Source organism: Pseudomonas sp. BJa5 (assembly GCF_030272875.2).
In the GTDB taxonomy this organism is placed as follows: Bacteria; Pseudomonadota; Gammaproteobacteria; order Pseudomonadales; family Pseudomonadaceae; genus Aquipseudomonas.
This window is the reverse complement of record NZ_JALRNG020000008.1, coordinates 111,623-135,671: the sequence shown is the minus strand read 5'-3', so window position 1 is coordinate 135,671 and position 24,049 is coordinate 111,623. Positions and strand designations below refer to the sequence as shown.

Here is a 24,049-nt window from a genome sequence, read left to right as displayed (position 1 = left end):
GCTAGCATGCCCGCAAACGTGGCAAAGTGCCAGCCCTGTTCGTCGGCGGTTTGCCCAACAAGGCGCATTACGGTAGCTTTGGCCCTTTCCTGGAAGCTGCGGCTTCCTTCATCTGCATCACACCCATTATTTCGTCTCTGACGCTAGGTTTTTCCATGGCTCAATACGTCTATACCATGCATCGGCTGGGCAAGGTTGTCCCGCCGAAGCGGGAAATCTTGAAGAACATCTCCCTGTCGTTTTTCCCGGGCGCCAAGATCGGCGTGCTGGGCCTGAACGGCTCGGGTAAATCCACCTTGCTCAAGATCATGGCAGGCGTGGACACCGAGTTCGACGGCGAAGCCCGGCCGATGCCGGAGCTGAATATCGGCTACCTGCCGCAGGAACCACAGCTCGATCCGACCAAGACCGTGCGTGAAGTGGTCGAGGAAGCGGTCAGCGTGATCAAGGACGCCCAGGCGCGTCTGGACGAGGTCTACGCCGCCTACGCCGAGCCGGATGCCGACTTCGACAAGCTGGCCGCCGAGCAGGCCAAGCTGGAAGCCATCCTGCAGGCCGCCGACGGTCACAACCTGGAGCGCCAGCTGGAAGTCGCCGCCGACGCGCTGCGCCTGCCGGCCTGGGAGGCCAAGGTCGAGCACCTGTCCGGTGGTGAGAAGCGCCGCGTGGCCCTGTGCCGCCTGCTGCTGTCGGCCCCCGACATGCTCCTGCTGGACGAACCGACCAACCACCTGGACGCCGATTCCGTCGCCTGGCTCGAGCACTTCCTGCACGACTTCCCGGGCACCGTGGTCGCCATTACCCACGACCGTTACTTCCTCGACAACGTCGCCGGCTGGATTCTCGAGCTCGACCGCGGCGCCGGTATCCCGTACGAAGGCAACTACTCCGGCTGGCTGGAAGCCAAGTCCGAGCGTCTGGCCCAGGAATCCAAGCAGCAGTCGGCCCATGAAAAGGCCATGAAGGAAGAGCTGGAGTGGGTGCGCAAAGGCGCCAAGGCCCGCCAGTCCAAGTCCAAGGCTCGTCTGCAACGCTTCGAGGAAATGCAGTCGCAGGAATTCCAGAAGCGCAGCGAAACCAACGAGATCTACATCCCGGCCGGTCCGCGCCTGGGTGACAAGGTCATCGAGTTCAAGAACGTCACCAAGGGCTACGGCGACCGCGTCCTGATCGACAACCTGTCGTTCAGCATGCCAAAAGGTGCGATCGTCGGCGTGATCGGTGGTAACGGTGCCGGTAAATCGACCCTGTTCCGCATGCTGATGGGCAAGGAGCAACCGGACTCGGGCAGCATCGAGATCGGCGAAACCGTGCAACTGGCCTGCGTCGACCAGAGCCGCGAAGACCTGGACGGCAACAAGACCGTGTTCCAGCAGATCTCCGACGGTTCCGACCAGCTGCGTATCGGTACCTACGAGATTCCGTCGCGTACCTACGTCGGCCGATTCAACTTCAAAGGTGGCGACCAGCAGAAGTTCGTCAAGGACCTCTCCGGTGGTGAGCGTGGCCGCCTGCACTTGGCCCTGACCCTCAAGGAAGGCGCCAACGTCCTGCTGCTCGACGAACCGTCCAACGACCTGGACGTGGAAACCCTGCGTTCGCTGGAGGAAGCCCTGCTGGACTTCCCGGGCGCCGCCATCGTGATCTCTCACGATCGCTGGTTCCTGGACCGCGTGGCTACCCACATCCTGGCGTACGAAGACGATTCGCAAGCGGTGTTCTTCGAAGGCAACTACACCGAGTACGAAGCCGATCGCAAGAAGCGCCTGGGCGAAGCGGCTGCCCAGCCGCACCGGGTACGGCACAAAAAACTGGCATGACCTGCCGGGTTTTGCACTGAAACGGGGCCTTCGGGCCCCGTTTTTTTGCCTGGGTATTGTGTTGGCCATATCGCAGGCTACGCCAGCTCCCACAAGGTTTTCTGTGGGAGCTGGCGTAGCCTGCGATGCTTTTCAATTTGTATACACTTATACAAATGCACCGTTTAATTTCATAAAAACGACATATTGCCCTGTCGCGGTGCGAGCAGTTCTTGGTAAAGTCTGGAAAAAACACAAAGTCCAACTCTATCTGGTGAATGTCTAAATGCTCGAATCCGTCGAAGACTTCCTCGCGCGCCTCAAACAACGCGACCCTGCCCAACCCGAATTTCACCAGGCTGTCGAAGAGGTGCTGCGTAGCCTCTGGCCATTCCTGGAAGCCAACCCGCATTACCTCAAGGCCGGCATTCTCGAACGCATGGTCGAGCCTGAGCGGGCGATCCTGTTCCGCGTCTCGTGGATGGACGATGCCGGCAAGGTCCAGGTCAACCGCGGCTACCGCATCCAGATGAGCAGCGCCATCGGCCCGTACAAGGGCGGCCTGCGTTTCCACCCGTCGGTGAACCTGGGCGTGCTCAAGTTCCTGGCCTTCGAGCAGGTGTTCAAGAACTCCCTGACCTCGCTGCCCATGGGTGGCGGCAAAGGCGGTTCGGACTTCGATCCCAAGGGCAAGAGCGATGCCGAAGTCATGCGCTTCTGCCAGGCCTTCATGAGCGAGCTGTATCGCCACATCGGTGCCGACCTCGACGTACCGGCCGGTGATATCGGCGTGGGCGCCCGCGAAATCGGCTACATGTTCGGCCAGTACAAGCGCCTGGCCAACGAGTTCACCTCGGTGCTGACCGGCAAGGGCATGACCTACGGCGGCAGCCTGATCCGTCCGGAAGCCACCGGCTACGGCTGCGTGTACTTCGCCGAAGAAATGCTCAAGCGCCAGGACAAGCGTATCGACGGTAGCCGCGTGGCCATCTCCGGCTCCGGCAACGTGGCCCAGTACGCGGCGCGCAAGGTCATGGACCTGGGCGGCAAGGTGATCTCGCTGTCCGACTCCGAAGGCACCCTGTTCTGCGAAGCGGGCCTGACCGACGAGCAGTGGGATGCGCTGATGGAGCTCAAGAACGTCCAGCGCGGTCGCATCAGCGAACTGGCCGAGCGTTTCGGCCTGGAATTCCGCAAGGGCGAGCGCCCCTGGAACCTGCCGTGCGACATCGCCCTGCCATGCGCGACCCAGAACGAGCTGGACGCCGAAGACGCCCGCACCCTGCTGCGCAACGGCTGCATCTGCGTGGCCGAAGGGGCGAACATGCCGACCACCCTGGAGGCTGTGGATATCTTTATCGATGCGGGCATCCTGTTCGCGCCGGGCAAGGCCTCCAACGCCGGCGGTGTTGCGGTGAGTGGCCTGGAAATGTCGCAGAACGCCATGCGCCTGCTGTGGACCGCCGGCGAAGTGGACAGCAAGCTGCACAACATCATGCAGTCGATCCACCATGCCTGCGTGCACTACGGTGAGGAAAACGGCCGCATCAACTACGTCAAGGGTGCCAACATCGCCGGCTTCGTGAAAGTCGCCGACGCCATGCTGGCCCAGGGCGTGGTCTAAACCTCGGGTGTGATGGCGACGATCTCGATCGACTGATCCCCTGCCGGTCGTCGCCACAGCACTTCATCCCCGGGCGCTGCACCCAGCAGCGCCCGACCCAGGGGTGATCCCCAGTTGATCAGGCCATGGGCGGCATCGGCCTGGTCTTCACCGACCAGTTGCACCTGATGCTGCCGGTTCTGTTCATCGATATAGGTCACCCGGCTACCGATCTGCACCTTGTCCGTGGCACTCGCCCTGGGCACCACCTGGGCGCTCTGCAGGCGGGCGCTGAAATAGCGCAGGTCGCGTTCGCTGTCCGCCAGGCGCTGCTTGTCGGCCTGCTCGCCCTGGGCTTGCAGTTCGGTGCGCAAGGCATTGAGCTCGGCGACCCGCTGTTGCAGCTGGGCCAGGCCCTGGGCGGTGACGTAGTTGGGCTGCTCGCTGACCCTGCGCTCCACCGGCTGGTCGGCCTGGGCGGCGGCCTGGTCTTCGTTGACGAATGCTCGGCTCATGAAGGTCTCCTTTCACTGAAGACCATACTGACATGCCGGCAGTTGCCTGGGCTGCCCGTTTGCGACCTATTTGCGTCGGTAGGCGCGGGCGGTGTCACGGTCCTTTTCTTCCTGCCACTGTTCGTCGCGTTCATCCCAGTGGCGGGCGCGGTAGTCCTGCAGGTCCTGGTTCTCCTGCATGGCGTGGCACTGGCGGAAGCCGTCGTCCCAGCCGGTCTCGTACTGGCGGTTGTGCAGATAGCGCGGAACGTCCTTGCGAAAGTCTCCCTCCATCACCCCGGCGGCCTGGCGCCCGCTGCTGCAGCCGTCCTGGAAACCGTCGGCATAGGCCGGCGGGTAGCCTTGGTTGATCAATTGTTCGTGGGTCGATTCGCAACCCGTGAGTGTACCCATTACCACCAACAGCCAGCCAAACCACCGCATGTCCAGACTCTCCGCGTGCCAGGGAAAGTCTAGGGGGTGGTTTGTCGCTGCTTTGTCAAAATGATGTGATCGGCACCTTGCGTTACTGCGGGGGCTGTGGGAGCGGGCTTGCCCCGCGATTGCGTACAGTCAGACCTAGAGCATCGCGGGGCAAGCCCGCTCCCACAGTGAAGCCCTCAGTAGTGATACCACTTGAGCTCCAGCATCACCTCGTTCTGCGCCGACGCCAACTGGCTGAACTCACGCTTCGCACTCAGGCGCAGCCCCAGGTTCTGCGACAGTTCCCACTGCTGGTTCAGGCTCAGGCTGCGGCGCACCTCGCCATTGGTGAAGTAGTCGCCCTTGGCTTCCAGGCTCAGGTTGCCCAACGGGTTTCGCCACAACAGGCCGGTGTTGAAACCGGCGGCCGGGGCGATGAACTGGGCGAAGTCGTTGTTGTGCTCGACCCGCACGGTCCCCAGGGCAAAGCCGAGCATGCCGTCGGCCAGTTGCCAGGTACCGCCGGCACCGCCATTGACGTGGCTGACCAGCACATCGTCCTCGTGCTTGCCGAGCACCCGTTCAAGACCACCGGTTACCTGCCACGACCAGGGCTGCAGCAGGTCGTTGCGCGGGGTCAGCGAGCGGATGGTGGCCAGGTCCAGGCGCTGCACCTGCCAGTCGTTGGTCTCGTACTGGCGCAGCTTGAGCTGGAGGATTTCGATCTGCGCCCCCAGCGGGAAGCCATAGGCATTGTCGTTGAGGTCGTGATAGGCCATGCGCAGGCCGTACTCGGCAAAGGCACGGTCTTCGCGGCTACCCACGCCCAGTTGCCAGGTGCGCGACTGATGGCCATCCTCGGGCAGGCCGGGGCGTTCGATGTCCAGTGCCGGCGGCGGATTGCGGTTGATCGCCCGCAACAATTCGAAGCTGCGTTTGCTGCGCGCCGGGTCACGTTCCTGGCCGTTGGCCCGGTAGCGTTCCAGGCGGTAGGCGGCGTCCTGGATCAGCGCCTGGCGCTCGCGTGGCCGGGCGATGAATCCGGGGCTCTGCAACTGCGCCGTATCGGCACTGAGTGCCAGCACCTGCTGCTGCTCTTCCTGGCTCAGGGGCTTGGCACGTTCAAGTAGCTCGCGTTCTCGCGAGGGGCGATAGTCGATGCGTTCGACCAGCCCCGCCTGCTTGACCGCCTTGACCGTGTCGGTAGGGATCGCTGTCAGCGGGAACTGTGAGGTCAGGTCCAGGCTTGGGCGGGCCACTTGCAGCAGCTCCAGCAGGCGGTAGGAGCAGTTTTCATCGAAGAAGAAGTAGTCGAACTGGATCTGCTTGAGCTCCCAGACGTGTTCGACCATGCGCCCGGTTTCTTCCGGGGTCAGGTTCAACTGGTATTCCCACAGATCGCGGTTTTCCAGGCTGCGGTATTCGGAGAGCTTTTCCTGGTAGGGCACCAGCGCGAACAGCCCGGGGTAGCCGCCCATGAGGCCTTTCCAGGCGTAGAGAATGCTGTTGTCGTTGCCTTCGATATAGGCACCGAAGTTGATCGCGTAGCTGAGCAGGGTGGTCCCGTTGCGCTGCACGTCGGCCTGGTCGATACGCAGCAGGGTATGGCCGAACATCGACGAGGGACTGTTGAGGTAGGCGGCCGGGAAGATCATCGCCGCGCTGTGCGGCGCGATATCCTTGAACCACTGGGTGTATTGCGTGCAGTCCGGCGCAGGCAGGTCATCGAGCTGCAGTTGCTCGCGCAGCCAGCGGGTGCGCGCCGGGAACACGCATTGGGCATGCTGGTCGCCCAGGCTTGCCGGCGCATACAGGGCCTGGACAGTGGCGCGCAGTTCCTGGTCGGGGTGGTGGGCACCGTCTTCGGCGAGGAAGAAGCGCCGGTCATCCACATAGCTGCGCCAGCCGCCGAGCTTGGCGGTTTCGTAGTGCCCAAGGGCGATCCAGTAACGGTCGGCGGCCAGTTGCGCAAGGCGCACATCATCGAGCGAGGGCGCAGCCTGTAGCGGGGCACAGGCACAGAGCGCCAGGTAGGCAAAGCGTTTGAGCATGTCGGGCAACTACGTCTGAATGATGCCGATAGAGGCAGGAAACAACCCGCCCCCGCGCGGGGACGGGCGGACCGGACTTAAGCCTCGGTAGCGTATTTGGCCAGGCGTGGATCGCCTTTCAGTACGGCCAGGGTGTTGCTGTGGACATCTTCTGCGGTGACGTCCGCGGTCTTGAAGATTTCCTGGAAGTGCTGGTGAGTGACGGCGGCGAAGTGGGCGCGGTCTTGCGGGGCGACACCGAGCACCACGGCATAGGTGGTCAAGGCTTCGCCCTGGCCTTTGGCCATGTCTTCGGAGAGCTCGTTCATCATGCCGTTCATGGCGAACCAGGATTTGCCGCCATAGGTCAGCGACGCGTTGGTCGAGCAGCCGTTGGTGCCCGAGGTCATGCCGAAGGTGGCGTTGCCGGAAGTACCGTTGGTGGTGGACGCAAGGAAGTGGGCCGGTGTGCCGCGCTGGCCCTCGAACAGCATGTTGCCCCAGCCGCAGTCCGGTCCGCCGGGCGCCTGGGCCATGGCATTGAGGGAAACCGCGGTGAACAGAGTACCCAGAAGAATCCGTTTCATAGCAATGTTCTCGTTCTAATCGTGCAAACCAAAGGTCAGGGTTGTCTGGCATCGCTGTCGCAGCGTGCCAGGGGCGGGTCGGTGTATACCCAGCCGCGCAGGTTGGAGTTTAGGCACGATCTAAGGCTTGCGTGATTAATTGCCAAAAATTGCTTGAAAAAGTTGACGTAGAGCGGGTTTTGGACACTGCGACATATTGTAGCGATGAGCCTTGCAAGGCGCGGCCGGGCGGCGCCAGAATGCTTTCATCTGCCCCGCCGAAGTAAGGAAGCCCGATGCCCGATCCTGTCGCTGCGAGCCTGCGTCTTGCGCCAGAAGCCTTGACCCGGCCGTTTTCCGCCGAACAGTTCGCTTTTTCCACCACCAATGATCTGGAGCCTTTTCGCGGTGTGCTTGGCCAGGAACGTGCCGTCGAAGCCTTGCAGTTCGGCGTCGCCATGCCACGTCCCGGTTACAACGTATTTGTCATGGGCGAGCCCGGCACCGGGCGTTTCTCGTTCGTCAAACGCTACCTCAAGGCCGAAGGCAAGCGCCTGCAAACGCCGTCGGACTGGGTCTATGTCAATAACTTCGAAGAGCCTCGCGAGCCGCGGGCCCTGGAATTACCGCCCGGCAGCGCGGGTGTGTTCGCCAGCGACATCGGTCACCTGATCGACAACCTGGTCGCAACCTTTCCCGCGGTGTTCGAGCACCCCTCCTACCAGCAGAAGAAGAGCGCCATCGACCGCGCTTTCAACCAGCGCTACGACCGTGCCCTGGATGTGATCGAGCGGGCCTCGCTGGAAAAAGACGTGGCCCTGTACCGCGACAGCAGCAACGTCGCGTTCACCCCGATGCTCGACGGCAAGGCCCTGGACGAAGCCGAGTTCGGCCAGTTGCCGGAGTCCGAGCGCGAGCGCTTCCACGAGGACATCGCCGCTCTGGAAGAGCGCCTCAATGAGGAGCTGGCGAGCCTGCCGCAATGGAAGCGTGAGTCGAGCAACCAGCTGCGTCAGCTCAATGAAGAAACCATCACTCTGGCGTTGCAGCCATTGCTGGCACCGCTGTCAGAAAAATACGCAGAAAACGCCGAAGTCTGCGCCTACCTGCAGTCCATGCAGGTCAACCTGCTGCGCACCGTGGTCGAGCAGCTGGTCGATGACAGCAAGGTCGACGCGGTGGCGCGCAAGCTGCTCGAAGAGCAGTACGCACCCAGCCTGGTGGTCGGCCACCATGCCAGTGGCGGTGCGCCGGTGGTGTTCGAGCCGCACCCGACCTACGACAACCTGTTCGGCCGAATCGAATACAGCACCGACCAGGGCGCGCTGTACACCTCCTACCGGCAGTTGCGCCCTGGTGCCCTGCATCGGGCCAATGGCGGCTTCCTGATCCTTGAAGCGGAGAAGATGCTCGGCGAACCCTTCGTCTGGGATGCGCTCAAGCGCGCGCTGCAGTCGCGCAAGCTGAAGATGGAGTCGCCGCTGGGCGAGCTGGGCCGGGTAGCGACCGTGTCGCTGACGCCGCAGATGATCCCGCTGCAGATCAAGGTCATCATCATCGGCGCCCGCCAGCTGTATTACGCGCTGCAGGACCACGACCCGGACTTCCAGGAGATGTTCCGGGTGCTGGTGGACTTCGATGAAGACATCCCGATGGTCGACGAGAGCCTGGAGCAGTTCGCCCAGTTGCTCAAGACCCGCACCAGCGAGGAGGGCATGGCGCCCCTGAGCGCCGATGCGGTGGCACGCCTGGCGACCTACAGCGCGCGCCTGGCCGAACACCAGGGGCGGTTGTCGGCGCGTATTGGCGACCTGTTCCAGCTGGTCAGCGAAGCGGATTTCATCCGCCACCTGGCCAATGACGAAATGACCGATGCCGGTCATATCGAGCGGGCGCTCAAGGCCAAGGCCACCCGCACCGGGCGGGTGTCGGCGCGGATCCTCGACGACATGCTGGCCGGGATCATCCTCATCGATACTGAAGGCGCGGCGGTGGGCAAGTGCAACGGCCTGACGGTGCTGGAGGTCGGTGACTCGGCCTTCGGCGTGCCGGCACGAATTTCCGCCACGGTCTATCCCGGCGGCAGCGGCATCGTCGATATCGAGCGTGAGGTCAATCTCGGCCAGCCGATCCACTCCAAGGGGGTGATGATCCTCACCGGCTACCTGGGCAGTCGCTATGCCCAGGAATTCCCCCTGGCGATTTCGGCGAGCATCGCCCTGGAGCAGTCCTACGGCTACGTGGACGGCGACAGTGCGTCGCTGGGCGAGGCCTGCACCCTGATCTCGGCGCTGTCGAAGACACCGCTCAAGCAGTGCTTCGCCATTACCGGTTCGATCAACCAGTTCGGCGAAGTGCAGGCGGTCGGTGGGGTCAACGAGAAGATCGAGGGCTTCTTCCGCCTCTGCGAGGCCCGGGGCCTGACTGGCGAGCAGGGAGCAATCATCCCGCGCGCCAACGTTGCCACCCTGATGCTCGATGAGCGGGTGCTGCAGGCGGTGCGTGCCGGCATGTTCCATGTCTACGCGGTGAGCCAGGCCGACGAGGCGCTGAGCCTGCTGGTCGGCGAACCGGCGGGTGAGCCGGATGCCGACGGGCAGTTCCCCGAGGGCAGCGTCAACGCCCGGGTGGTGGAGCGTCTGCGGGTGATCGCCGAGATGATCGGCGAAGAAGAGCTCAAGGAGGCCGAGAAGGAGCACGCCGAACAGCCTCTGGCCCAGGTCAAGCTGTCCTGAGTCAAATTATCGGCGTCCCGGCGGCCTTGACCACCGGGCGCCGGTTTTTCTACACCCGGGTGGATTTCTTCTATTCTTCAATTCAGGGAGCGTAGCAACCACAGGAGTGAATCAGCCTTGCCTGCAGGGCTGAAACACAGGGTTTACCGAGGATCGTCGCCATGCCGCGCAGCCTCAGCCTCACCCGCCAATGCCTGGGCCTGGTGACCCGCATTGAATGCAGCATCCGCCCACTGGCCGGCGACAACGGCATGTGGACCCTGCTGTTCGCCGCCGGCATGGCTGGCGAACAACCTTCCGCCATCAAGGCCCAGGGGCCGTTCCATGGACCCTTCGTGGCCGAGTCGGTGCTCAACGCCATTGTCGATAGCCTGACCCTGCACGGTTACCAGCTGGCCGACGATCCGCAGATCTGGAGCGTGCACCTGCAGGCCCAGCTGCGCCGGGTCAATGGTGAGCGTGTCCATCACGTCGGCGACATTCAGTTCCACCCGGAAACCTGACGCCTCCGGGGGCCTGATCATCGCGCCTGTGGCAGCGTGCCACGGGCTTTTCCTGTCATGACTGGCTGTTATACTCGCGCTCGCTTTTTTGCCACCTGACGGGTTTTCAATGGAACGTTTTATCGAAAATGCGATGTATGCCTCGCGCTGGCTGCTCGCGCCGATCTATTTTGGCCTGTCGTTGGGCCTGCTGGCACTGGCACTGAAGTTCTTCCAGGAGATCTTCCACGTCCTGCCCAACATCTTCTCCCTGGCCGAGGCCGACCTGATCCTGGTGATCCTGTCGCTGATCGACATGGCCCTGGTCGGTGGCTTGCTGGTGATGGTGATGATCTCCGGCTACGAGAACTTCGTCTCGCAGCTGGACATCGACGAAGACAAGGAAAAGCTCAACTGGCTGGGCAAGATGGACTCGTCTTCGCTGAAGATGAAAGTCGCTGCCTCCATCGTGGCGATCTCCTCGATCCACCTGCTGCGGGTGTTCATGGATGCGCGCAACATCGAGACCGAATACCTGATGTGGTACGTGATCATCCACATGACCTTCGTGGTCTCGGCCTTCGCCATGGGGTACCTGGACAAGCTGACCAAGCACTGATCGTCCGCCAGGCGCGTTAAATCACCGCCCGTCCGTTGCAAAACGGACGGGCGGTTGTGTTTCTGCCTTGTGCTTTGCGCAGTGCTGTAGAAAAAATGAGCAGTCACTCGAAGTGCCAGTAACGAGGTGTCGCAATGAACCTGCACGAACTGAACACCGAGGCCAAGGCCGGTCATGTCGAAGAGCTCAACCTGATCGCCATCGAAGGCGGCGACTACATTCTCGAAGCCCGGGTCAAAGGCCACGCCTACCCATTGTCGGATCCCCGTGGAAAGCGTCTGCAAGTGCACTCGGTGGTCGATGCACAGCGCTTGCTCAGTGGTTTGCCTGCGGTGCCGCTGCACCTGGTGCACTGGTCGATGGACGACGAGATGTGCGGCGGCAGCAACGCCGGTGACGGCGACATGAAGATACCGATGCCGCGCCGTTCCGCCTGGTAGCTGATCTGCCTCGTCGCAGTGTGCTAGGCTGCTCGCCCTTTTCATAAAGGGCGCGGTTGTCGTGCGCCCTGCTGCGGAGCAAGCAAATGTCCGAAATCAATCTGTCTACCGACGAAACTCGCGTCAGCTACGGCATCGGCCGCCAGCTGGGTGGCCAACTGCGTGACAACCCGCCACCGGGCGTGAGCCTGGAAGCGATCCTGGCCGGCCTGACCGACGCCTTCAATGGCCAGGACAGCCGCGTCAGCGAAGAAGACCTGTCGGCCAGCTTCAAGGTCATCCGCGAAATCATGCAGGCCGAAGCCGCTGCCAAGGCCGAAGCGGCCGCTGGCGCCGGTAAAGCTTTCCTGGCTGAAAACGCCAAGCGTGACGGCATCACCACCCTGGCCTCGGGTCTGCAATTCGAAGTCCTGACCGCAGGTGAAGGCGCCAAGCCAAGCCGCGAAGACAGCGTGCGCACCCACTACCATGGCACCCTGATCGACGGCACCGTGTTCGACAGCTCCTACGAGCGCGGCCAGCCGGCCGAGTTCCCGGTCAGCGGCGTGATCGCCGGCTGGACCGAAGCCCTGCAACTGATGAACGCCGGTAGCAAATGGCGCCTGTACGTGCCGAGCGAGCTGGCTTACGGCGCCCAGGGCGTTGGCAGCATCCCGCCGCACAGCGTGCTGGTGTTCGACGTCGAGCTGCTGGACGTTCTGTAATACCTGTCGCGGGGCAAGCCCGCTCCCACAGGGTCATCTGTGGGAGCGGGCTTGCCCCGCGATGCTTTCAATGCCACTCGGCTCCCCCGGGGCGCAACGCCCGGGCATAGCAGAACAGGAACAGGTTCCTCACCAGTTCCTTGAGCACGACCGGCTCGCTTGAATTCAAACCATTGAGATCCAGGTCACCCTGGTCGCGCAGTTCGTCCAGTGCTTCTTCTTCAAGCACGGCACACACCTCGCCGGTTTCCCGGTGCAGGATGCGCAGGTACGGATGGGGGCGGTCAAGCCAGGCGTCTATCAGATAAGTCATGGCTATTCTCCTTGGAAGCGCCCAATGAGAATAATTCTTATTATCAAAATAGCAAGGGCCTATTGGCAAAAAAATGCCGGAGGGTGCAGCGTGCCGTTCCGAGGCTGGCGGCCAGCCCCGGAACCACAGAAGTCAGACCTTGCGGACGAACTCCGACTTCAGCTTCATCGGGCCGATGCCGTCGATCTTGCAGTCGATGTCGTGGTCGCCATCGCACAGACGGATATTCTTGACCTTGGTGCCGACCTTGACCACCAGCGAGGTGCCCTTGACCTTCAGGTCCTTGATCACGGTGATGGTGTCGCCGTCCTGCAGGACGTTGCCCACCGCATCCTTCTTCACCGTCTCGTCGCTGGTCGCTTCGGCTTCACCGCTGGCCGACCACTCGTGGGCGCACTCGGGGCAGACCAGCTGGGTGCCGTCTTCGTAGGTGTATTCGGAGTTGCATTTGGGGCAGGGTGGCAAAGTGCTCACTGGGGTTCCTCAAGACAAGCGGGTACAAAACCTACATTGTATAGGGTTTTGTTGCGAGAGGGGGAATGCAATCGCGGGGCAAGCCCGCTCCCACAGGGTCAACTGCTGTGGGAGCGGGCTTGCCCCGCGATAGGGGAGGTGACGTATCAGTGGGTACGAGCGACCGCGAACTCGCTCAGCTCCACCAGGGCATCGCGGTATTCGCTGGCCGGCAGCACGTCCAGGCAGGCGATGGCGCGGGCCACGTAGTCGCGGGCGAGCTGGGCGGTGTAGTCCAGCGAACCTGAGGCTTCGACCGCGGCGCGGATGCTTTCCAGGTCCTCGATGCCGCCTTTCTGGATCGCCTGGCGGACCAGGGCGGCCTGTTCGGCGGTGCCTTCGCGCATGGTGTAGATCAGCGGCAGGGTCGGCTTGCCTTCGGCCAGGTCGTCGCCGACGTTCTTGCCCAGGGTCTGGGCATCGCCCTTGTAGTCGAGCAGGTCGTCGACCAGCTGGAAGGCCACGCCCAGGTGGTCGCCGAAGGTGCGCAGGGCCTCGCGCTGCTCGGGGGTGGCCCCGGCCAGGGCGGCGGCACTGTGGGTCGAGGCTTCGAACAGCATGGCGGTCTTGCCGCGAATGACGTCCATGTAGACTTCTTCGGTGGTGCTGGCGTCGCGTACCTTGGACAACTGCAGGACTTCGCCCTCGGCGATGACCCGGGTGGCCTTGGAAAGGATCTGCATGACCGGCATCGAGCCCAGTTCGACCATCATTTCGAACGAGCGCGAATAGAGGAAGTCGCCGACCAGTACGCTCGGCGCATTGCCCCACAGCGCGTTGGCGGTGGAACGGCCACGGCGCATGCCGGACATGTCGACCACGTCGTCGTGCAGCAGGGTGGCGGTGTGCAAAAATTCGATGGTGGCAGCCAGCAGGCGCACGTCGTCGCCTTCGCGGCCCAGGGCCTTGCCACACAACAGAACCAGCAGCGGGCGCAGGCGCTTGCCGCCGGCCGACGTGATGTAATCGCCGATTTTCGATACCAGCGGTACACGCGAAGTCAGCTGTTTCTTGATAATCTCGTCAACGGCGCTGAAGTCATCCGCTACCGCGCGGTAGAAAGCTTGGGGTTGCATCGGCCACAGGTGCTCCATAAAGGTTGCGCGGCATGCTAGGTCGCGGGTCCCGGCGTGTCAAGGCGCGGTCCCGGCGGGCCGGGGTCGGGACTTGCAAGGGCGGCGTGGCTTGCGTACAATCGCGCACCCTGAACTTCCTGGGCAGCACCTGCCTTACGCAATTGCACTGGGCCGTTCCAGCCCTATGCAGCCATGCCAGCCAATACTCTTCCTATAAAGAGCTGGGTGAGCAGGATTATCGGAGAAATACCATGTACGCAGTAATTGTTACCGGTGGCAAGCAGTACAAAGTCGCCGAAGGTGAATACCTGAAAATCGAAAAACTGGAAGTCGCCACTGGCGAATCCGTTACTTTCGACCGCGTTCTGTTGGTTGCCAATGGCGACGACGTGAACATCGGCGCTCCAGTCGTTGCTGGTGCCAAAGTTGTTGCTGAAGTGATCTCGCAAGGTCGTCACGACAAAGTGCGCATCATCAAGTTCCGTCGCCGTAAGCACCACATGAAGCGTATGGGCCACCGCCAGTGGTTCACCGAAATCAAGATCACCGGTATTTCGGCTTAATCGCCAAAATCCCATTTCTGGAGAATTGAACCATGGCACACAAAAAAGCTGGTGGTAGTACCCGTAACGGTCGCGACTCAGAAGCCAAACGCCTTGGCGTGAAGATGTATGGCGGCCAGGCTATCGTTCCTGGCAACATCATCGTGCGTCAGCGCGGCACCCAATTCCACGCTGGCTACGGCGTTGGCATGGGCAAGGATCACACCCTGTTCGCCAAGATCGCGGGTAAGATCAAGTTCGAAGTAAAAGGCGAGTTCAATCGTCGTTACGTGAGCGTCGTTGCCGAGTAATCGCGCGATCGCTGGAAAAGCCCTGTCTTGCGACGGGGCTTTTTCGTTTGTGGGGTGAGTCTCTTGCAAAGCTGTTTGTATGGGCTGCCGGCGTGGGTTGTTACTGTCGTGACGGGGCCGCCGCGCTCATTTTTGCAAGAGCCTTATGTCTTTGAGTCATTCAGCTCGTCCAGCTGACGAGAGGCGGTTTTTATGAAGTTTGTTGACGAAGTATCGATCCGGGTCAAAGCCGGTGACGGCGGTAACGGTTGCATGAGCTTCCGCCGCGAAAAATTCATCGAGAACGGTGGTCCCAACGGCGGTGACGGTGGCGACGGCGGCTCGGTGTTCATGGTTGCCGACGAGAACCTCAATACCCTGGTCGACTACCGCTACACCCGTCATTTCGAAGCCCAGCGCGGCTCCAATGGCGGCAGCACCGACTGCACCGGCAAGAAGGGCGACGACCTGATCCTGCGCGTGCCGGTCGGCACCACGGTGATCGACGCCGCCACCCAGGAAGTCATCGGCGACCTGGTCACCCCTGGCCAGAAACTGATGGTGGTCCAGGGCGGCTGGCACGGCCTGGGCAACACCCGTTTCAAATCCAGTACCAACCGGGCGCCACGCCAGACCACGCCGGGCAAGCCGGGCGAGCAGCGTGACCTGAAGCTGGAAATGAAAGTGCTGGCCGACGTCGGCCTGCTGGGCCTGCCGAACGCCGGCAAGAGTACCTTCATCCGCTCGGTATCGGCCGCCAAGCCGAAAGTCGCCGACTACCCGTTCACCACCCTGGTGCCGAACCTGGGCGTGGTCAGCGTCGACCGCTGGAAGAGCTTCGTCATTGCCGACATTCCCGGCCTGATCGAAGGCGCCTCCGAAGGTGCCGGCCTGGGTATCCGCTTCCTCAAGCACCTGGCGCGTACCCGCATTCTGCTGCACCTGGTCGACATGGCCCCGCTGGACGAAAGCAGCCCGGCCGATGCCGCTGAAGTGATCGTCAACGAGCTGACCCAGTTCAGCCCGTCGCTGGCCGAGCGTGAGCGCTGGCTGGTACTGAACAAGTCGGACATGGTCATGGACGACGAGCGCGACGAGCGCGTCAAGGAAGTGGTCGAGCGCCTGCAGTGGGAAGGTCCGGTCTACGTGATCTCGGCCATCTCCAAACAGGGCACCGAGCAGCTCAGCCGCGACATCATGCGCTACCTCGAAGACCGCGCCGACCGCCTGGCCAACGATCCGGCCTACGCCGAAGAGCTGGCCGAGCTCGACCAGCGCATCGAAGACGAGGCCCGTGCCCAGCTGCAGGCCCTGGACGATGCCCGCGCCCTGCGCCGCAGCGGCGTGAAGAGCGTGCACGACATCGGCGACGATGATGACGACGATTGGGATGATGACGACGAAGACGGTCCGGAAATCATTTACGTGCGCGACTGACGCGTTGCAGTACACTAAACGCCGCTCTGATGAGCGGCGTTTTAGTATCTAAAGATCTATATAGGTTGGAAGAAGATGCGGAGCAAGGTGACGGGTGCGCAGCGCTGGGTCGTGAAAATCGGTAGTGCCCTGCTGACAGCGGATGGCAAGGGCCTGGATCGTGCGGCCATGGGTGTCTGGGTCGAGCAGATGGTGGCGTTGCATGAAGCGGGTGTCGAATTGGTGCTGGTGTCGTCCGGGGCGGTGGCCGCGGGCATGAGCCGCCTGGGCTGGGCCAAGCGACCGAGTGCGATGAACGAGCTGCAGGCTGCTGCCTCGATCGGCCAGATGGGCCTGGTGCAGGCCTGGGAGTCGAGCTTTGCCGAGCATGGCCGGCACACGGCGCAGATTCTTCTGACCCACGACGACCTGTCGGACCGCAAGCGTTACCTCAATGCCCGCAGCACCCTGCGCACCCTGGTGGAGCTGGGCGTGGTGCCGGTGATCAACGAGAACGACACCGTGGTCACCGACGAGATCCGTTTCGGCGACAACGACACCCTGGCGGCCCTGGTGGCCAACCTGGTGGAAGCCGACCTGCTGGTGATCCTCACCGACCGTGACGGCATGTTCGACGCCGACCCGCGCAACAACCCTGATGCCCAGCTGATCTACGAAGCCCGTGCCGACGATCCGGCCCTGGATGCGGTGGCCGGTGGCACCGGTGGCGCCCTGGGCCGTGGCGGCATGCAGACCAAGCTGCGCGCCGCGCGCCTGGCCGCCCGTTCCGGCGCCCACACCATCATCGTCGGCGGGCGCCTGGAGCGCGTGCTCGACCGCCTCAAGGCCGGTGAGCGCCTGGGCACCCTGCTGTCGCCCGAGCGCGGCATGCTGGCGGCGCGCAAGCAGTGGCTGGCCGGCCACCTGCAGACCCGTGGCACCCTGGTGCTCGACGATGGCGCGGTGAAGGCCTTGCGCAGCGACAACAAGAGCCTGCTGCCGGTCGGGGTCAAGACCGTGCAGGGCAGCTTCCGCCGTGGCGAGATGGTGGTCTGCGTCGGCCCGGACGGCCTGGAAGTGGCCCGCGGCCTGGCCAACTACAGCGCCCTGGAAGCGCAGAAGATCATCGGCCAGTCCTCCGAAGCCATCGAAGGCCTGCTGGGCTACAGCGCAGAGCCTGAGCTGGTGCACCGTGACAACCTGATTCTGGTCTGATCTGAGGAAACTGCCGTGTTCAAAGGGATAGTTGCAGCGGCGCTGCTGGCCTTGCCAGTGCTGGCGTCGGCCGAGGAAATCGGTCAGGTGTCGACCGTGTTCAAGTTCGTCGGGCCGAACGACCGCATCGTGGTCGAGGCATTCGACGATCCGAAGGTGGAAGGGGTGACCTGCTACCTGTCGCGGGCCAAGACCGGTGGCGTGAAGGGCGGCCTGGGCCTGGCCGAGGACCGCGCCGAAGCCTCGATCGCTTGTCGCCAGGTGGGGCCGATTCGTTTCAAGGAACAGCTCAAGGACGGTGACGAGGTGTTCAAGGAGCGCACCTCGCTGGTGTTCAAGACCATGCAGGTGGTGCGCTTTCTCGACAAGAAGCGCAACACCCTGGTCTACCTGGTGTACTCGGACCGGCTGATCGAAGGCAGTCCGCAGAATGCGGTGACGGCGATTCCGATCTTGCCATGGCCGCAGCAGTGATACAGGGCTGAATGCATCGCGGGGCAAGCCCGCTCCTACAGGTGTCATAAAACCCTGTGGGAGCGGGCTTGCCCCGCGATAACCTCGCCATCACCTCAGGCCGAGGTTTCTTCCTCGGCTTCTTCGCGCACCACCGCCTTCACTTCATCGCGACGGCTGATGAACTTCCAGTCCGCCTCGTCGATGTAGATGCCGTTCGGCCCGCTACCGCCTTCCAGGTCGATCGCCACCCGCGCCGACACCTGCGGCTTCACGCTCGCCAGGATCGGTACGAAGCCCAGCTGCAGGCTGGTTTCCAGCAGCGCCGCCTGGTTGCGTTCGTCGATGTCGGCCGCTTCGTCCAGGTAGTACGGCAGGCGCACACGGCCGGCCAGGTCGCGGTCCATCAGGTGCAGCAACAGGTACATGTTGGTCAGCGCCTTGATGGTCATGGTGGTGCCGTTGGACGCCGCGCCATCGATGTCGGTGTGGATCACCGGCTGGCCACCGACCTTGGTGATCTCGAAGGCCAATTCGAACAGGTCCTTCAGGCCCAGCTGGTTGTGGTTGGCCGCCACCAGCCGTGCCAGGTACTCCTTGGCCTCTTCGTTCTTGTTGTCCTGCTCGGCGCTCTGGGTCAGGTCGAACACCGACAGGGTCTCGCCTTCCTCGTACTGGCCGGCGCTGTGGATGATCTGGTCGATGTGCTTGAGCGCTTCCTTGTTCGGCGCCAGGACGATGCGGAAGCTCTCCAGGTTGGAGACCTGGCGCTTGTTGATCTCGCGGTTGAACAGCGCCAGCTGGTGTTCGAGGCTGTCGTAGTCGCTGCGGATGTTGCGCAGGGTCCGGGCGATGTCGGTGACCGCCGCACGGCGCGCCTTGCCCAGGGTCAGGGCTTCTTCGGTGCGGTGCGAGTAGGCGTTGATCAGCAGCTGCAGGCGGCGCTCCATGTCGTCTTCGCTGTCGAACTTGGCCACGCCCTTGAGGCGCACCTGGGCGTACAGCGCCTCGATCTGGCCGTCGACGCGCAGCAGGCCTTGCCAGCTGTCCTGGTAGTCGTTGAGCAGCGGCAGCAGGTTGTCCATGGAGTCGTCCACCGGCTCCATGAACGGCGTGCCGAACGGCAGGTCGGCAGGCAGCAGCTGGCGACGGCGCAGGGCGTCGTCGAGAGTGCGCTGCTTGGCTTCCATGTCAGCGATCTGCCGGCCGACCAGTTGCAGCTTGGCCGACAGCTGCTGGACGCGCTCGGTGAAGGCATCGCTGGAACGCTTGAGCTCGTCCTGGGCGGCTTCCATCTGCGCCAGCTGCTCGAGCTTGTCGCCTTCCTCGGCGGACAGGGTCTGGGTGCGGCGGAAGTCTTCCAGGGCCTTCTGCGCATCCAGTACCTGCTGGTACAGGGCTTCGGTCTGGGTCTTGCTCGCGGCGCGGTCGGCGGCCACGGCCTGCTGGGTCTTGAGCTGCTTGAGCTCTTTTTCCAGGCGCTCCTTCTGGTCGCGCAGGGCGGCGCGGTCGGCCAGGGCCTGCAGGGCCGGCGGCTCGATGTGCGAAAGGTCGATGGACAGGCCCGGGGCTTCGAAACGCTCGCCCTTGAAGCCGTCGAGCACCGCTTCCAGTGATTTCACCCACAGGTCGCTGTCATCCAGCTCGATGCCGCGGTCGCCCAGCGGCAGGCTGAACAGGGCGCCGTTGAACAGGCGCATCAGGCGCTCGACGTCCTGCTGGGAGAACTCTTCGCGCAGGCGCGCATAGCTGTTGTTGTCGGCGTGGTCGAGTTGCTGCTTGACCGACTTGAGGCGCTTTTCCAGCTCGCGCAGACGCTCTTCCAGATCCTCCGCGCTGAACTGGCGCGACTGGGCCAGTGCGCCGGCCAGTTCGTCGTGGGCGTCCTTGGCGGCCAGCAGTTGCTGCTCCAGGACCTTGACGTCATCGATCAGGGCAAAGCGGTGCTTGAGCACCGACAGCTCGCCCAGCCAGCGCTGTACGCCAGTGATCTCGCGTTCCAGGCGCATCAGCTCCTGGGTGCCGCCACGCTGGTCGTTCTGCAGGTGGTCCTGTTCGTTCTTGTAGTGCTCGGCCTGGATCACCAGCTCCTCTTTACGGGCGCTGGCGTAGTCTTGCCAGGTGCCCAGCAGCGAGTCGAGCAAGGGCGACAGGCGATGCAGCTTGCCGCGCAGGATGTCGCGCTGGATCACGCCGTTGGCCAGGGCCTCTACCAGAGGGCCGGCGGCAACCAGGGAGTTGTAGTCCTGCTCCATGCGGCGCACGTCGCGGAAGGCTTCTTCGCAGGCGGCGATGTAGTCGACGCTGCCCGAGCGCAGGCTGTGCTCGAAGGCATCGAGGAACAGCTGCTTGAGCTTGGCCGCGGTGATCTCGCGCATGTGCAGCAGGTTGATGAACAGTGCGCGGAAGGTCTTCAGGCTCTGCTCGCTGGTGGAGCGCAGCGGGATCAGGGTCAGGTCCAGCGGGATCGAGGTGTGGCCACCGACCAGCAGGCGGCGCAGTTCGTCGGGCTTGAGCTCGTAGGCTTTCAGGCCGTTGCGCTCAAGGTTGTTGAACAGCTCTTTCTGGCGCAGGCAGGTGTCGTTCTTCTGGTAGTGACCCAGGTCCAGCTCGCCGGCATAGGCGAAGAACTGGTGACCGAAGCCGCCACCCGGGCCGCGGCCGACCACACCGATCACGTGCGGGCCGTGGGGCAGGTTGACTTCGCAGAGGATGTAGCTGGTGTCGCTGGCAAAGTAGAAGCGCCGCGACTGCTCCAGGCTGTACTTGCCGAAACTCATATCGGACATGCGCGCCAGGATCGGGAACTGCAGGGCGTTGATCGAGGCACTCTTGCCCAGGTTGTTGGCACCGTAGACCGACAGCGGGTGTTCCAGGGGGAACAGGCCAAGGCTGTAGCCAGCGGTGTTGAGCAGTGCGAAGCGGCGGATGCCGTAGCGTTCCTGGCTCATGCGTCAATCTCCTGTTGCTCTTCGGCAATGGCCCGGGCCAGGGCCTCTTCTTCGCTTTCCTCGAACGGTGTGAGGTCAAGCGGGTCGTCGGTGCGGTTCAGCTCCTCGGGGCTTTCTTCCTCGACCAGCACCGGCGCCGGCAGCGGCAAGGCGCTGTGCAGGCTGGCGGCCAGGTCGCGGTCCTGCTGGACCGACAGGCAGACATCGAGGAAGCGGTGCATCGGCGGCAGGAAGCGGTAGATGCCGTTCTCTTCATGGGCAAAGCCGAGCTGGGTCATGCGGCGCATGATCTTTTCTTCCAGCTCGTCGGGGGTCTGGACCTCGGCCTGGATAAACAGGTCGCGATATTTTTCCAGCATCGACGGCAGTTCGTCGCGGCCGAGGCTGCCGCCGTCGAGCACCGACATCGGGTCGCGGCCCTGGTCGGCCAGGTGCTCGACCAGGATGAAAGTGAACAGCGCCAGGCGCTGGGCGGTCTTGTTGACCTGGGCGGCGGCCTGCTCGGGGACGAAGTAGTAGAAGCCACGGGTGTCGCACACCAGCTCGAAGCCCAGGGCCTTGAACAGGCCGCGGTACTGGTCCTGGAAGTTCGACAGCTGGGCGTACAGCTCGGGGTCGCGGCGGCTGATGTGGAAGCCCTTGAACAGCTCGCGGAAGATCGGCGCGAGCTGGGACAGTTCGGAAAGATCAAGATGCATGGGCAGGGCTCGCAATAGGCTCAGGCGAAGGTTCGCGGCTGGATGTCAGGGCGAAGGAACGCAAGCTGACCAGGTGTTCGCGGGTGATGTAATCGCGGCGTTCGAGGCGCTCGCGGGCAAAGCGCTTTTCCCGCGACAGGCGCGAGAACCAGTACAAGAGCTCGTCGGTGGCGCCTTCGGGCTCCTGCTCCAGCAGCCAGACCATCAGGTCCGGCAGGGGCAGGGCGCCTTCGCAGCGTTCGAGCATTTCCTTGACCGTGCGCGGCGCGCGCGGCGCATCGCCCCGGTTGCTCTTGTGGGCCTTGGGGAACTGCGCAGGCTTGGGCTCGAAGCGGGCCAGGGCATAGACGTAGGCCTCGACCTGGCTGGCGCTGCCGAGGAAGGTGCTTTGCGGTCGGGTAAACAGCGGCATGGCCGCCTGGGGCACGGCGTCCAGGCCCTTGCGGCGGATCACCGAGAGGGCCAGGGCGGCGCCACGGGTCACGGCGTTGTGCCGGCGGGCTTCCTCACGCAGCGGCAGCAGCAGTTCGCGGGCATGGCGCAGGGTCAGCTGGGCGCTGGTCTGCATCTCGAGGATGCGCGCATGGGTGCGCAGCAGCATGTCGTCGTCGACCAGGTGGCCCAGGCGCGCCTGCTCGCCCAACAGGCGCAGCAGCACGGTCTCGACCTTGCGCACGCCCTGTTCGAAGGCGCCGTCGGCGTTGACCAGCTGGATCATCGGCTCGACATACTCGTCCCAGGTCGCCAGGACTTCGGCGTAACGCTGGCGCAGGGGAATCTGCCGGTCGCTGGTCTTGGCCCGTTCGGCCACGGCGACCAGGGCCTGTTCGTCGTTGTCGAGTTTCTTCAGGACATCGCGCACGCGCATGTCGAGCAGGCGCAGCTGGCGTGCCAGGTCGTTGCTGTCGCGCGTTTCGAAGGCGTCCTGGATGTGCCCGGCCAGGCGCTCCAGGTGGCGCAGGTAGGCTTCGATCTCCAGGCACAGGCCCAGGCGGTGTTCGCGGCGCAGGTAGGCGAGGAAGTCGTGGATCTGCGCGTTGAGCTCGAAACGGTTGGGGCTTTTCGCCACCGGCACCAGGATATCCAGGCGGATCCAGACGTCGAGCAGGCTGGTGATGTCCTGGGGCGTGCTCTCCAACTGCTGGTTGGCCAGTTGCAGGCGCAGCTCGGCGAGGCTCAGGGTGCCCCCGTCGAAGCGTTCGCACAACGGCTCAAGCAAGGCCCAGTGTTCGGCTAGGGCGCGCAGGACGCGCTTGGGTTCGATCATTGGCGGGTCGACTCGTTGCCAAATAAAAGCGCCGATTGTACTGCATCAGGTGGCTGTCGATTCACCCCCTGATCGTTTCAACGGGCATCCGGGCGGATTTGTGCCGATCAACAGCGGCAGCGAACGGCGAACAGCGGTAGAATGTCGCCCCTGACTTATCCACAGATGACCGATCCTTGTTAGTCGAGTCCCGCCGCCGCGCTTACCTCAACGCCATGCAAGTGGTGCACTGGCTGCCGCGTACCGAACTGCCGTTCGCCGCCCCGTCGCGCCCGGAGCTGTTGCTACCGCTGGCGCCGGAGGTTGTGCCCGAGTTCGACGCGCCGCAGGCGCTGCCTGCCCAGGCGCCGGCCAGTGCGCCGGTGGCGCGCAGTGGCGAGCGACCGAAGATCGAGATCCCGCGCCCGGGCAGCACGCCCAAGGTTGCCGCCGCGCCTGCGCAGGAGGCCGAGAAGGCACCTGCGCCCGCCAGGCCCGCACCGGTGCCGCCGCCGCGATTCGCCCTGCAATTGCTGCGTGCCGGCAGTTGCCTGTTGCTGGTGGAGCTTGCCACCGGCCAGCCGTTCCAGAGCCGCGATCCGTCCTACCTGCTGCTCAAGGACATGCTCCGCGCCGCCGGCCTGCCGGACAGCCCGCAGATCATCGGCGAGCCGGTGCGCTGGCCATTGCTGGTGCGCGGCAATCTCGACCAGGGGCCGCAGGCGGCGACCGACTTCGTCCAGGGCTTTATCCAGGCCCGGCTGGAGGAGTCGCCGTGCACCTGTCTGTGGCTGATCGGCCTGCCGGCCGTGCGTTTTGCCGGCGAGGCGGATGCCGAAAGTTATTACCGCGAGTTGCCGGTCGAGGGCCTGGGCGCTGCCTGGGCCTTGCCTGGCCTCGAACTGTTGATGGACGAGCCGCAACGCAAGGCGGATGTCTGGAAAGCCATGCGCCGGCTGATGGCGCGCTGGAAACCAAGTGATGAGTGACTCGATCAGTTTCCGCCGGATGACCGAGGCGGATCTGGATGCCGTACTGAAGATCGAATATGCCGCCTTCAGTCACCCCTGGACCCGCGGGATTTTCCTCGACGGGCTCAAGTCGTATGAAATCTGGCTGATGTTCGATGGCCAGCAGCAGGTGGGCCATGGTGTGATCAATGTGATCATCGACGAGGCGCACCTGCTCAATATCACCATCAAGCCGGAAAGCCAGGGCCAGGGCCTGGGCCTGAGGCTGCTGGAGCAACTGATGAAGCGCGCCTACGAGCTCAATGGTCGCGAATGCTTCCTGGAAGTGCGCGCCAGCAACCAGTCCGCCTATCGTCTGTATGAGCGTTACGGTTTCAATGAGATCGGTCGTCGCCGCGACTACTACCCGGTTGCCGGTGGCCGTGAAGACGCCCTGGTCATGGCCTGTACCCTGATCGAATAGTCCTCCA

General features: G+C 63.5%; 24 protein-coding genes. 14 read left to right on the top strand and 10 right to left on the bottom strand.

What is annotated here, in order from left to right:
• Positions 1-155 precede the first annotated feature (155 nt).
• Complete coding sequence (gene ettA, locus M2D63_RS07175) at positions 156-1,820, top strand: energy-dependent translational throttle protein EttA (RefSeq protein ID WP_285862143.1); 1,665 nt, start codon at positions 156-158, stop codon at positions 1,818-1,820.
• A gap of 265 nt (positions 1,821-2,085) precedes the next feature.
• Entirely contained in the window at positions 2,086-3,423 is a 1,338-nt protein-coding gene (gdhA, locus tag M2D63_RS07170; protein ID WP_285862142.1) for an NADP-specific glutamate dehydrogenase, read from the top strand.
• Here the strand turns inward: gdhA and M2D63_RS07165 are convergent.
• The 4 genes from M2D63_RS07165 to M2D63_RS07150 all read right to left on the bottom strand — a co-directional run bounded on the left by M2D63_RS07165 (position 3,420) and on the right by M2D63_RS07150 (position 6,936).
• Positions 3,420-3,917: a GreA/GreB family elongation factor gene (locus M2D63_RS07165; RefSeq protein ID WP_285862141.1), complete on the bottom strand. Its 498-nt coding sequence runs from the start codon at positions 3,915-3,917 to the stop codon at positions 3,420-3,422. The genes gdhA and M2D63_RS07165 overlap by 4 nt on opposite strands.
• A 66-nt stretch (positions 3,918-3,983) precedes the next feature.
• A complete protein-coding gene (locus M2D63_RS07160; protein ID WP_285862158.1) occupies positions 3,984-4,346 on the bottom strand; it encodes a hypothetical protein in 363 nt (120 codons plus the stop codon).
• Between the two features lie 170 nt (positions 4,347-4,516).
• The gene (locus M2D63_RS07155) at positions 4,517-6,370 is read right to left on the bottom strand and encodes a DUF4105 domain-containing protein (protein WP_285862140.1); all 1,854 of its coding nucleotides are present in this window, start codon (positions 6,368-6,370) and stop codon (positions 4,517-4,519) included.
• Positions 6,371-6,447: 77 nt separating this feature from the next.
• Entirely contained in the window at positions 6,448-6,936 is a 489-nt protein-coding gene (locus M2D63_RS07150; RefSeq protein ID WP_285862139.1) for a DUF3015 domain-containing protein, read from the bottom strand.
• Between the two features lie 275 nt (positions 6,937-7,211).
• On the opposite strand from M2D63_RS07150, the gene M2D63_RS07145 reads away from it, so the two are divergent.
• From M2D63_RS07145 to M2D63_RS07125, 5 genes are all read left to right on the top strand, one after another.
• Positions 7,212-9,650, top strand: coding sequence for a Lon protease family protein (locus M2D63_RS07145; RefSeq protein WP_285862138.1), 2,439 nt, complete (start codon positions 7,212-7,214; stop codon positions 9,648-9,650).
• A 161-nt stretch (positions 9,651-9,811) separates the two neighbouring features.
• Positions 9,812-10,153, top strand: a complete 342-nt coding sequence (locus M2D63_RS07140) for a hypothetical protein (RefSeq protein WP_285862137.1) — start codon at positions 9,812-9,814, stop codon at positions 10,151-10,153.
• A gap of 109 nt (positions 10,154-10,262) precedes the next feature.
• Positions 10,263-10,751, top strand: coding sequence for a TIGR00645 family protein (locus M2D63_RS07135; protein ID WP_285862136.1), 489 nt, complete (start codon positions 10,263-10,265; stop codon positions 10,749-10,751).
• A 134-nt stretch (positions 10,752-10,885) separates the two neighbouring features.
• The gene (locus tag M2D63_RS07130) at positions 10,886-11,191 is read left to right on the top strand and encodes a DUF6482 family protein (RefSeq protein ID WP_285862135.1); all 306 of its coding nucleotides are present in this window, start codon (positions 10,886-10,888) and stop codon (positions 11,189-11,191) included.
• 86 nt (positions 11,192-11,277) lie between these two features.
• The gene (locus M2D63_RS07125) at positions 11,278-11,895 is read left to right on the top strand and encodes an FKBP-type peptidyl-prolyl cis-trans isomerase (RefSeq protein WP_285862134.1); all 618 of its coding nucleotides are present in this window, start codon (positions 11,278-11,280) and stop codon (positions 11,893-11,895) included.
• Positions 11,896-11,962: 67 nt separating this feature from the next.
• Here the strand turns inward: M2D63_RS07125 and M2D63_RS07120 are convergent, their stop codons facing one another.
• The 3 genes from M2D63_RS07120 to M2D63_RS07110 all read right to left on the bottom strand — a co-directional run bounded on the left by M2D63_RS07120 (position 11,963) and on the right by M2D63_RS07110 (position 13,797).
• Positions 11,963-12,208 carry a hypothetical protein gene (locus M2D63_RS07120; RefSeq protein ID WP_285862133.1) on the bottom strand — a complete coding sequence of 82 codons (246 nt, stop codon included), beginning with the start codon at positions 12,206-12,208 and terminating at the stop codon, positions 11,963-11,965.
• A 132-nt stretch (positions 12,209-12,340) separates the two neighbouring features.
• Positions 12,341-12,682: a zinc ribbon domain-containing protein YjdM gene (locus tag M2D63_RS07115; protein WP_285862132.1), complete on the bottom strand. Its 342-nt coding sequence runs from the start codon at positions 12,680-12,682 to the stop codon at positions 12,341-12,343.
• 146 nt (positions 12,683-12,828) lie between these two features.
• Complete coding sequence (locus M2D63_RS07110) at positions 12,829-13,797, bottom strand: polyprenyl synthetase family protein (protein ID WP_285862131.1); 969 nt, start codon at positions 13,795-13,797, stop codon at positions 12,829-12,831.
• 251 nt (positions 13,798-14,048) lie between these two features.
• Here M2D63_RS07110 and rplU point away from each other — a divergent pair, with 251 nt between their 5' ends.
• The 5 genes from rplU (at position 14,049) to M2D63_RS07085 (ending at position 17,734) form a co-directional block, all read left to right on the top strand.
• Positions 14,049-14,360, top strand: a complete 312-nt coding sequence (gene rplU, locus M2D63_RS07105; RefSeq protein WP_038614793.1) for a 50S ribosomal protein L21 — start codon at positions 14,049-14,051, stop codon at positions 14,358-14,360.
• A 32-nt stretch (positions 14,361-14,392) separates the two neighbouring features.
• Positions 14,393-14,650, top strand: a complete 258-nt coding sequence (gene rpmA / locus M2D63_RS07100) for a 50S ribosomal protein L27 (protein WP_133215291.1) — start codon at positions 14,393-14,395, stop codon at positions 14,648-14,650.
• Between the two features lie 192 nt (positions 14,651-14,842).
• Positions 14,843-16,066 (top strand): Obg family GTPase CgtA, encoded by a 1,224-nt coding sequence (gene cgtA / locus M2D63_RS07095; protein ID WP_285862130.1) that lies wholly within the window; start codon positions 14,843-14,845, stop codon positions 16,064-16,066.
• A gap of 75 nt (positions 16,067-16,141) precedes the next feature.
• Complete coding sequence (gene proB / locus M2D63_RS07090) at positions 16,142-17,260, top strand: glutamate 5-kinase (protein ID WP_285862129.1); 1,119 nt, start codon at positions 16,142-16,144, stop codon at positions 17,258-17,260.
• Positions 17,261-17,275: 15 nt separating this feature from the next.
• Positions 17,276-17,734, top strand: coding sequence for a CreA family protein (locus M2D63_RS07085; protein WP_285862128.1), 459 nt, complete (start codon positions 17,276-17,278; stop codon positions 17,732-17,734).
• Between the two features lie 95 nt (positions 17,735-17,829).
• Here M2D63_RS07085 and mksF read toward each other — a convergent pair whose 3' ends face one another.
• The 3 genes from mksF to mksB are packed head-to-tail and all read right to left on the bottom strand — an operon-like array spanning position 17,830 to position 22,629.
• Positions 17,830-20,664 (bottom strand): Mks condensin complex protein MksF, encoded by a 2,835-nt coding sequence (gene mksF, locus M2D63_RS07080; protein WP_285862126.1) that lies wholly within the window; start codon positions 20,662-20,664, stop codon positions 17,830-17,832.
• Positions 20,661-21,362 (bottom strand): Mks condensin complex protein MksE, encoded by a 702-nt coding sequence (gene mksE / locus M2D63_RS07075; RefSeq protein ID WP_285862124.1) that lies wholly within the window; start codon positions 21,360-21,362, stop codon positions 20,661-20,663. Before mksE ends, mksF begins: the two co-directional genes overlap by 4 nt.
• Complete coding sequence (gene mksB, locus M2D63_RS07070) at positions 21,352-22,629, bottom strand: Mks condensin complex protein MksB (RefSeq protein ID WP_285862122.1); 1,278 nt, start codon at positions 22,627-22,629, stop codon at positions 21,352-21,354. Before mksB ends, mksE begins: the two co-directional genes overlap by 11 nt.
• A 176-nt stretch (positions 22,630-22,805) precedes the next feature.
• Here mksB and M2D63_RS07065 point away from each other — a divergent pair, with 176 nt between their 5' ends.
• Positions 22,806-23,597, top strand: coding sequence for an energy transducer TonB (locus M2D63_RS07065; protein ID WP_285862120.1), 792 nt, complete (start codon positions 22,806-22,808; stop codon positions 23,595-23,597).
• Entirely contained in the window at positions 23,590-24,042 is a 453-nt protein-coding gene (rimI, locus tag M2D63_RS07060; RefSeq protein ID WP_285862118.1) for a ribosomal protein S18-alanine N-acetyltransferase, read from the top strand. Before M2D63_RS07065 ends, rimI begins: the two co-directional genes overlap by 8 nt.
• The last annotated feature ends 7 nt before the right edge of the window (positions 24,043-24,049 follow it).

Excerpts from the sequence above, each read along its gene's own strand:
- M2D63_RS07110 (WP_285862131.1), bottom strand. The coding sequence starts at position 13,797 with ATGCAACCCCAAGCTTTCTACCGCGCGGTAGCGGATGACTTCAGCGCC.
- M2D63_RS07130 (WP_285862135.1), top strand. The coding sequence starts at position 10,886 with ATGAACCTGCACGAACTGAACACCGAGGCCAAGGCCGGTCATGTCGAA.
- gdhA (WP_285862142.1), top strand. The coding sequence starts at position 2,086 with ATGCTCGAATCCGTCGAAGACTTCCTCGCGCGCCTCAAACAACGCGAC.
- mksB (WP_285862122.1), bottom strand. The coding sequence starts at position 22,629 with ATGATCGAACCCAAGCGCGTCCTGCGCGCCCTAGCCGAACACTGGGCC.
- rpmA (WP_133215291.1), top strand. The coding sequence starts at position 14,393 with ATGGCACACAAAAAAGCTGGTGGTAGTACCCGTAACGGTCGCGACTCA.
- M2D63_RS07140 (WP_285862137.1), top strand. The coding sequence starts at position 9,812 with ATGCCGCGCAGCCTCAGCCTCACCCGCCAATGCCTGGGCCTGGTGACC.
- M2D63_RS07165 (WP_285862141.1), bottom strand. The coding sequence starts at position 3,917 with ATGAGCCGAGCATTCGTCAACGAAGACCAGGCCGCCGCCCAGGCCGAC.
- M2D63_RS07150 (WP_285862139.1), bottom strand. The coding sequence starts at position 6,936 with ATGAAACGGATTCTTCTGGGTACTCTGTTCACCGCGGTTTCCCTCAAT.
- cgtA (WP_285862130.1), top strand. The coding sequence starts at position 14,843 with ATGAAGTTTGTTGACGAAGTATCGATCCGGGTCAAAGCCGGTGACGGC.
- proB (WP_285862129.1), top strand. The coding sequence starts at position 16,142 with ATGCGGAGCAAGGTGACGGGTGCGCAGCGCTGGGTCGTGAAAATCGGT.
- M2D63_RS07135 (WP_285862136.1), top strand. The coding sequence starts at position 10,263 with ATGGAACGTTTTATCGAAAATGCGATGTATGCCTCGCGCTGGCTGCTC.
- M2D63_RS07120 (WP_285862133.1), bottom strand. The coding sequence starts at position 12,208 with ATGACTTATCTGATAGACGCCTGGCTTGACCGCCCCCATCCGTACCTG.
- mksF (WP_285862126.1), bottom strand. The coding sequence starts at position 20,664 with ATGAGCCAGGAACGCTACGGCATCCGCCGCTTCGCACTGCTCAACACC.
- rplU (WP_038614793.1), top strand. The coding sequence starts at position 14,049 with ATGTACGCAGTAATTGTTACCGGTGGCAAGCAGTACAAAGTCGCCGAA.
- M2D63_RS07145 (WP_285862138.1), top strand. The coding sequence starts at position 7,212 with ATGCCCGATCCTGTCGCTGCGAGCCTGCGTCTTGCGCCAGAAGCCTTG.
- mksE (WP_285862124.1), bottom strand. The coding sequence starts at position 21,362 with ATGCATCTTGATCTTTCCGAACTGTCCCAGCTCGCGCCGATCTTCCGC.
- rimI (WP_285862118.1), top strand. The coding sequence starts at position 23,590 with ATGAGTGACTCGATCAGTTTCCGCCGGATGACCGAGGCGGATCTGGAT.
- M2D63_RS07125 (WP_285862134.1), top strand. The coding sequence starts at position 11,278 with ATGTCCGAAATCAATCTGTCTACCGACGAAACTCGCGTCAGCTACGGC.
- ettA (WP_285862143.1), top strand. The coding sequence starts at position 156 with ATGGCTCAATACGTCTATACCATGCATCGGCTGGGCAAGGTTGTCCCG.
- M2D63_RS07155 (WP_285862140.1), bottom strand. The coding sequence starts at position 6,370 with ATGCTCAAACGCTTTGCCTACCTGGCGCTCTGTGCCTGTGCCCCGCTA.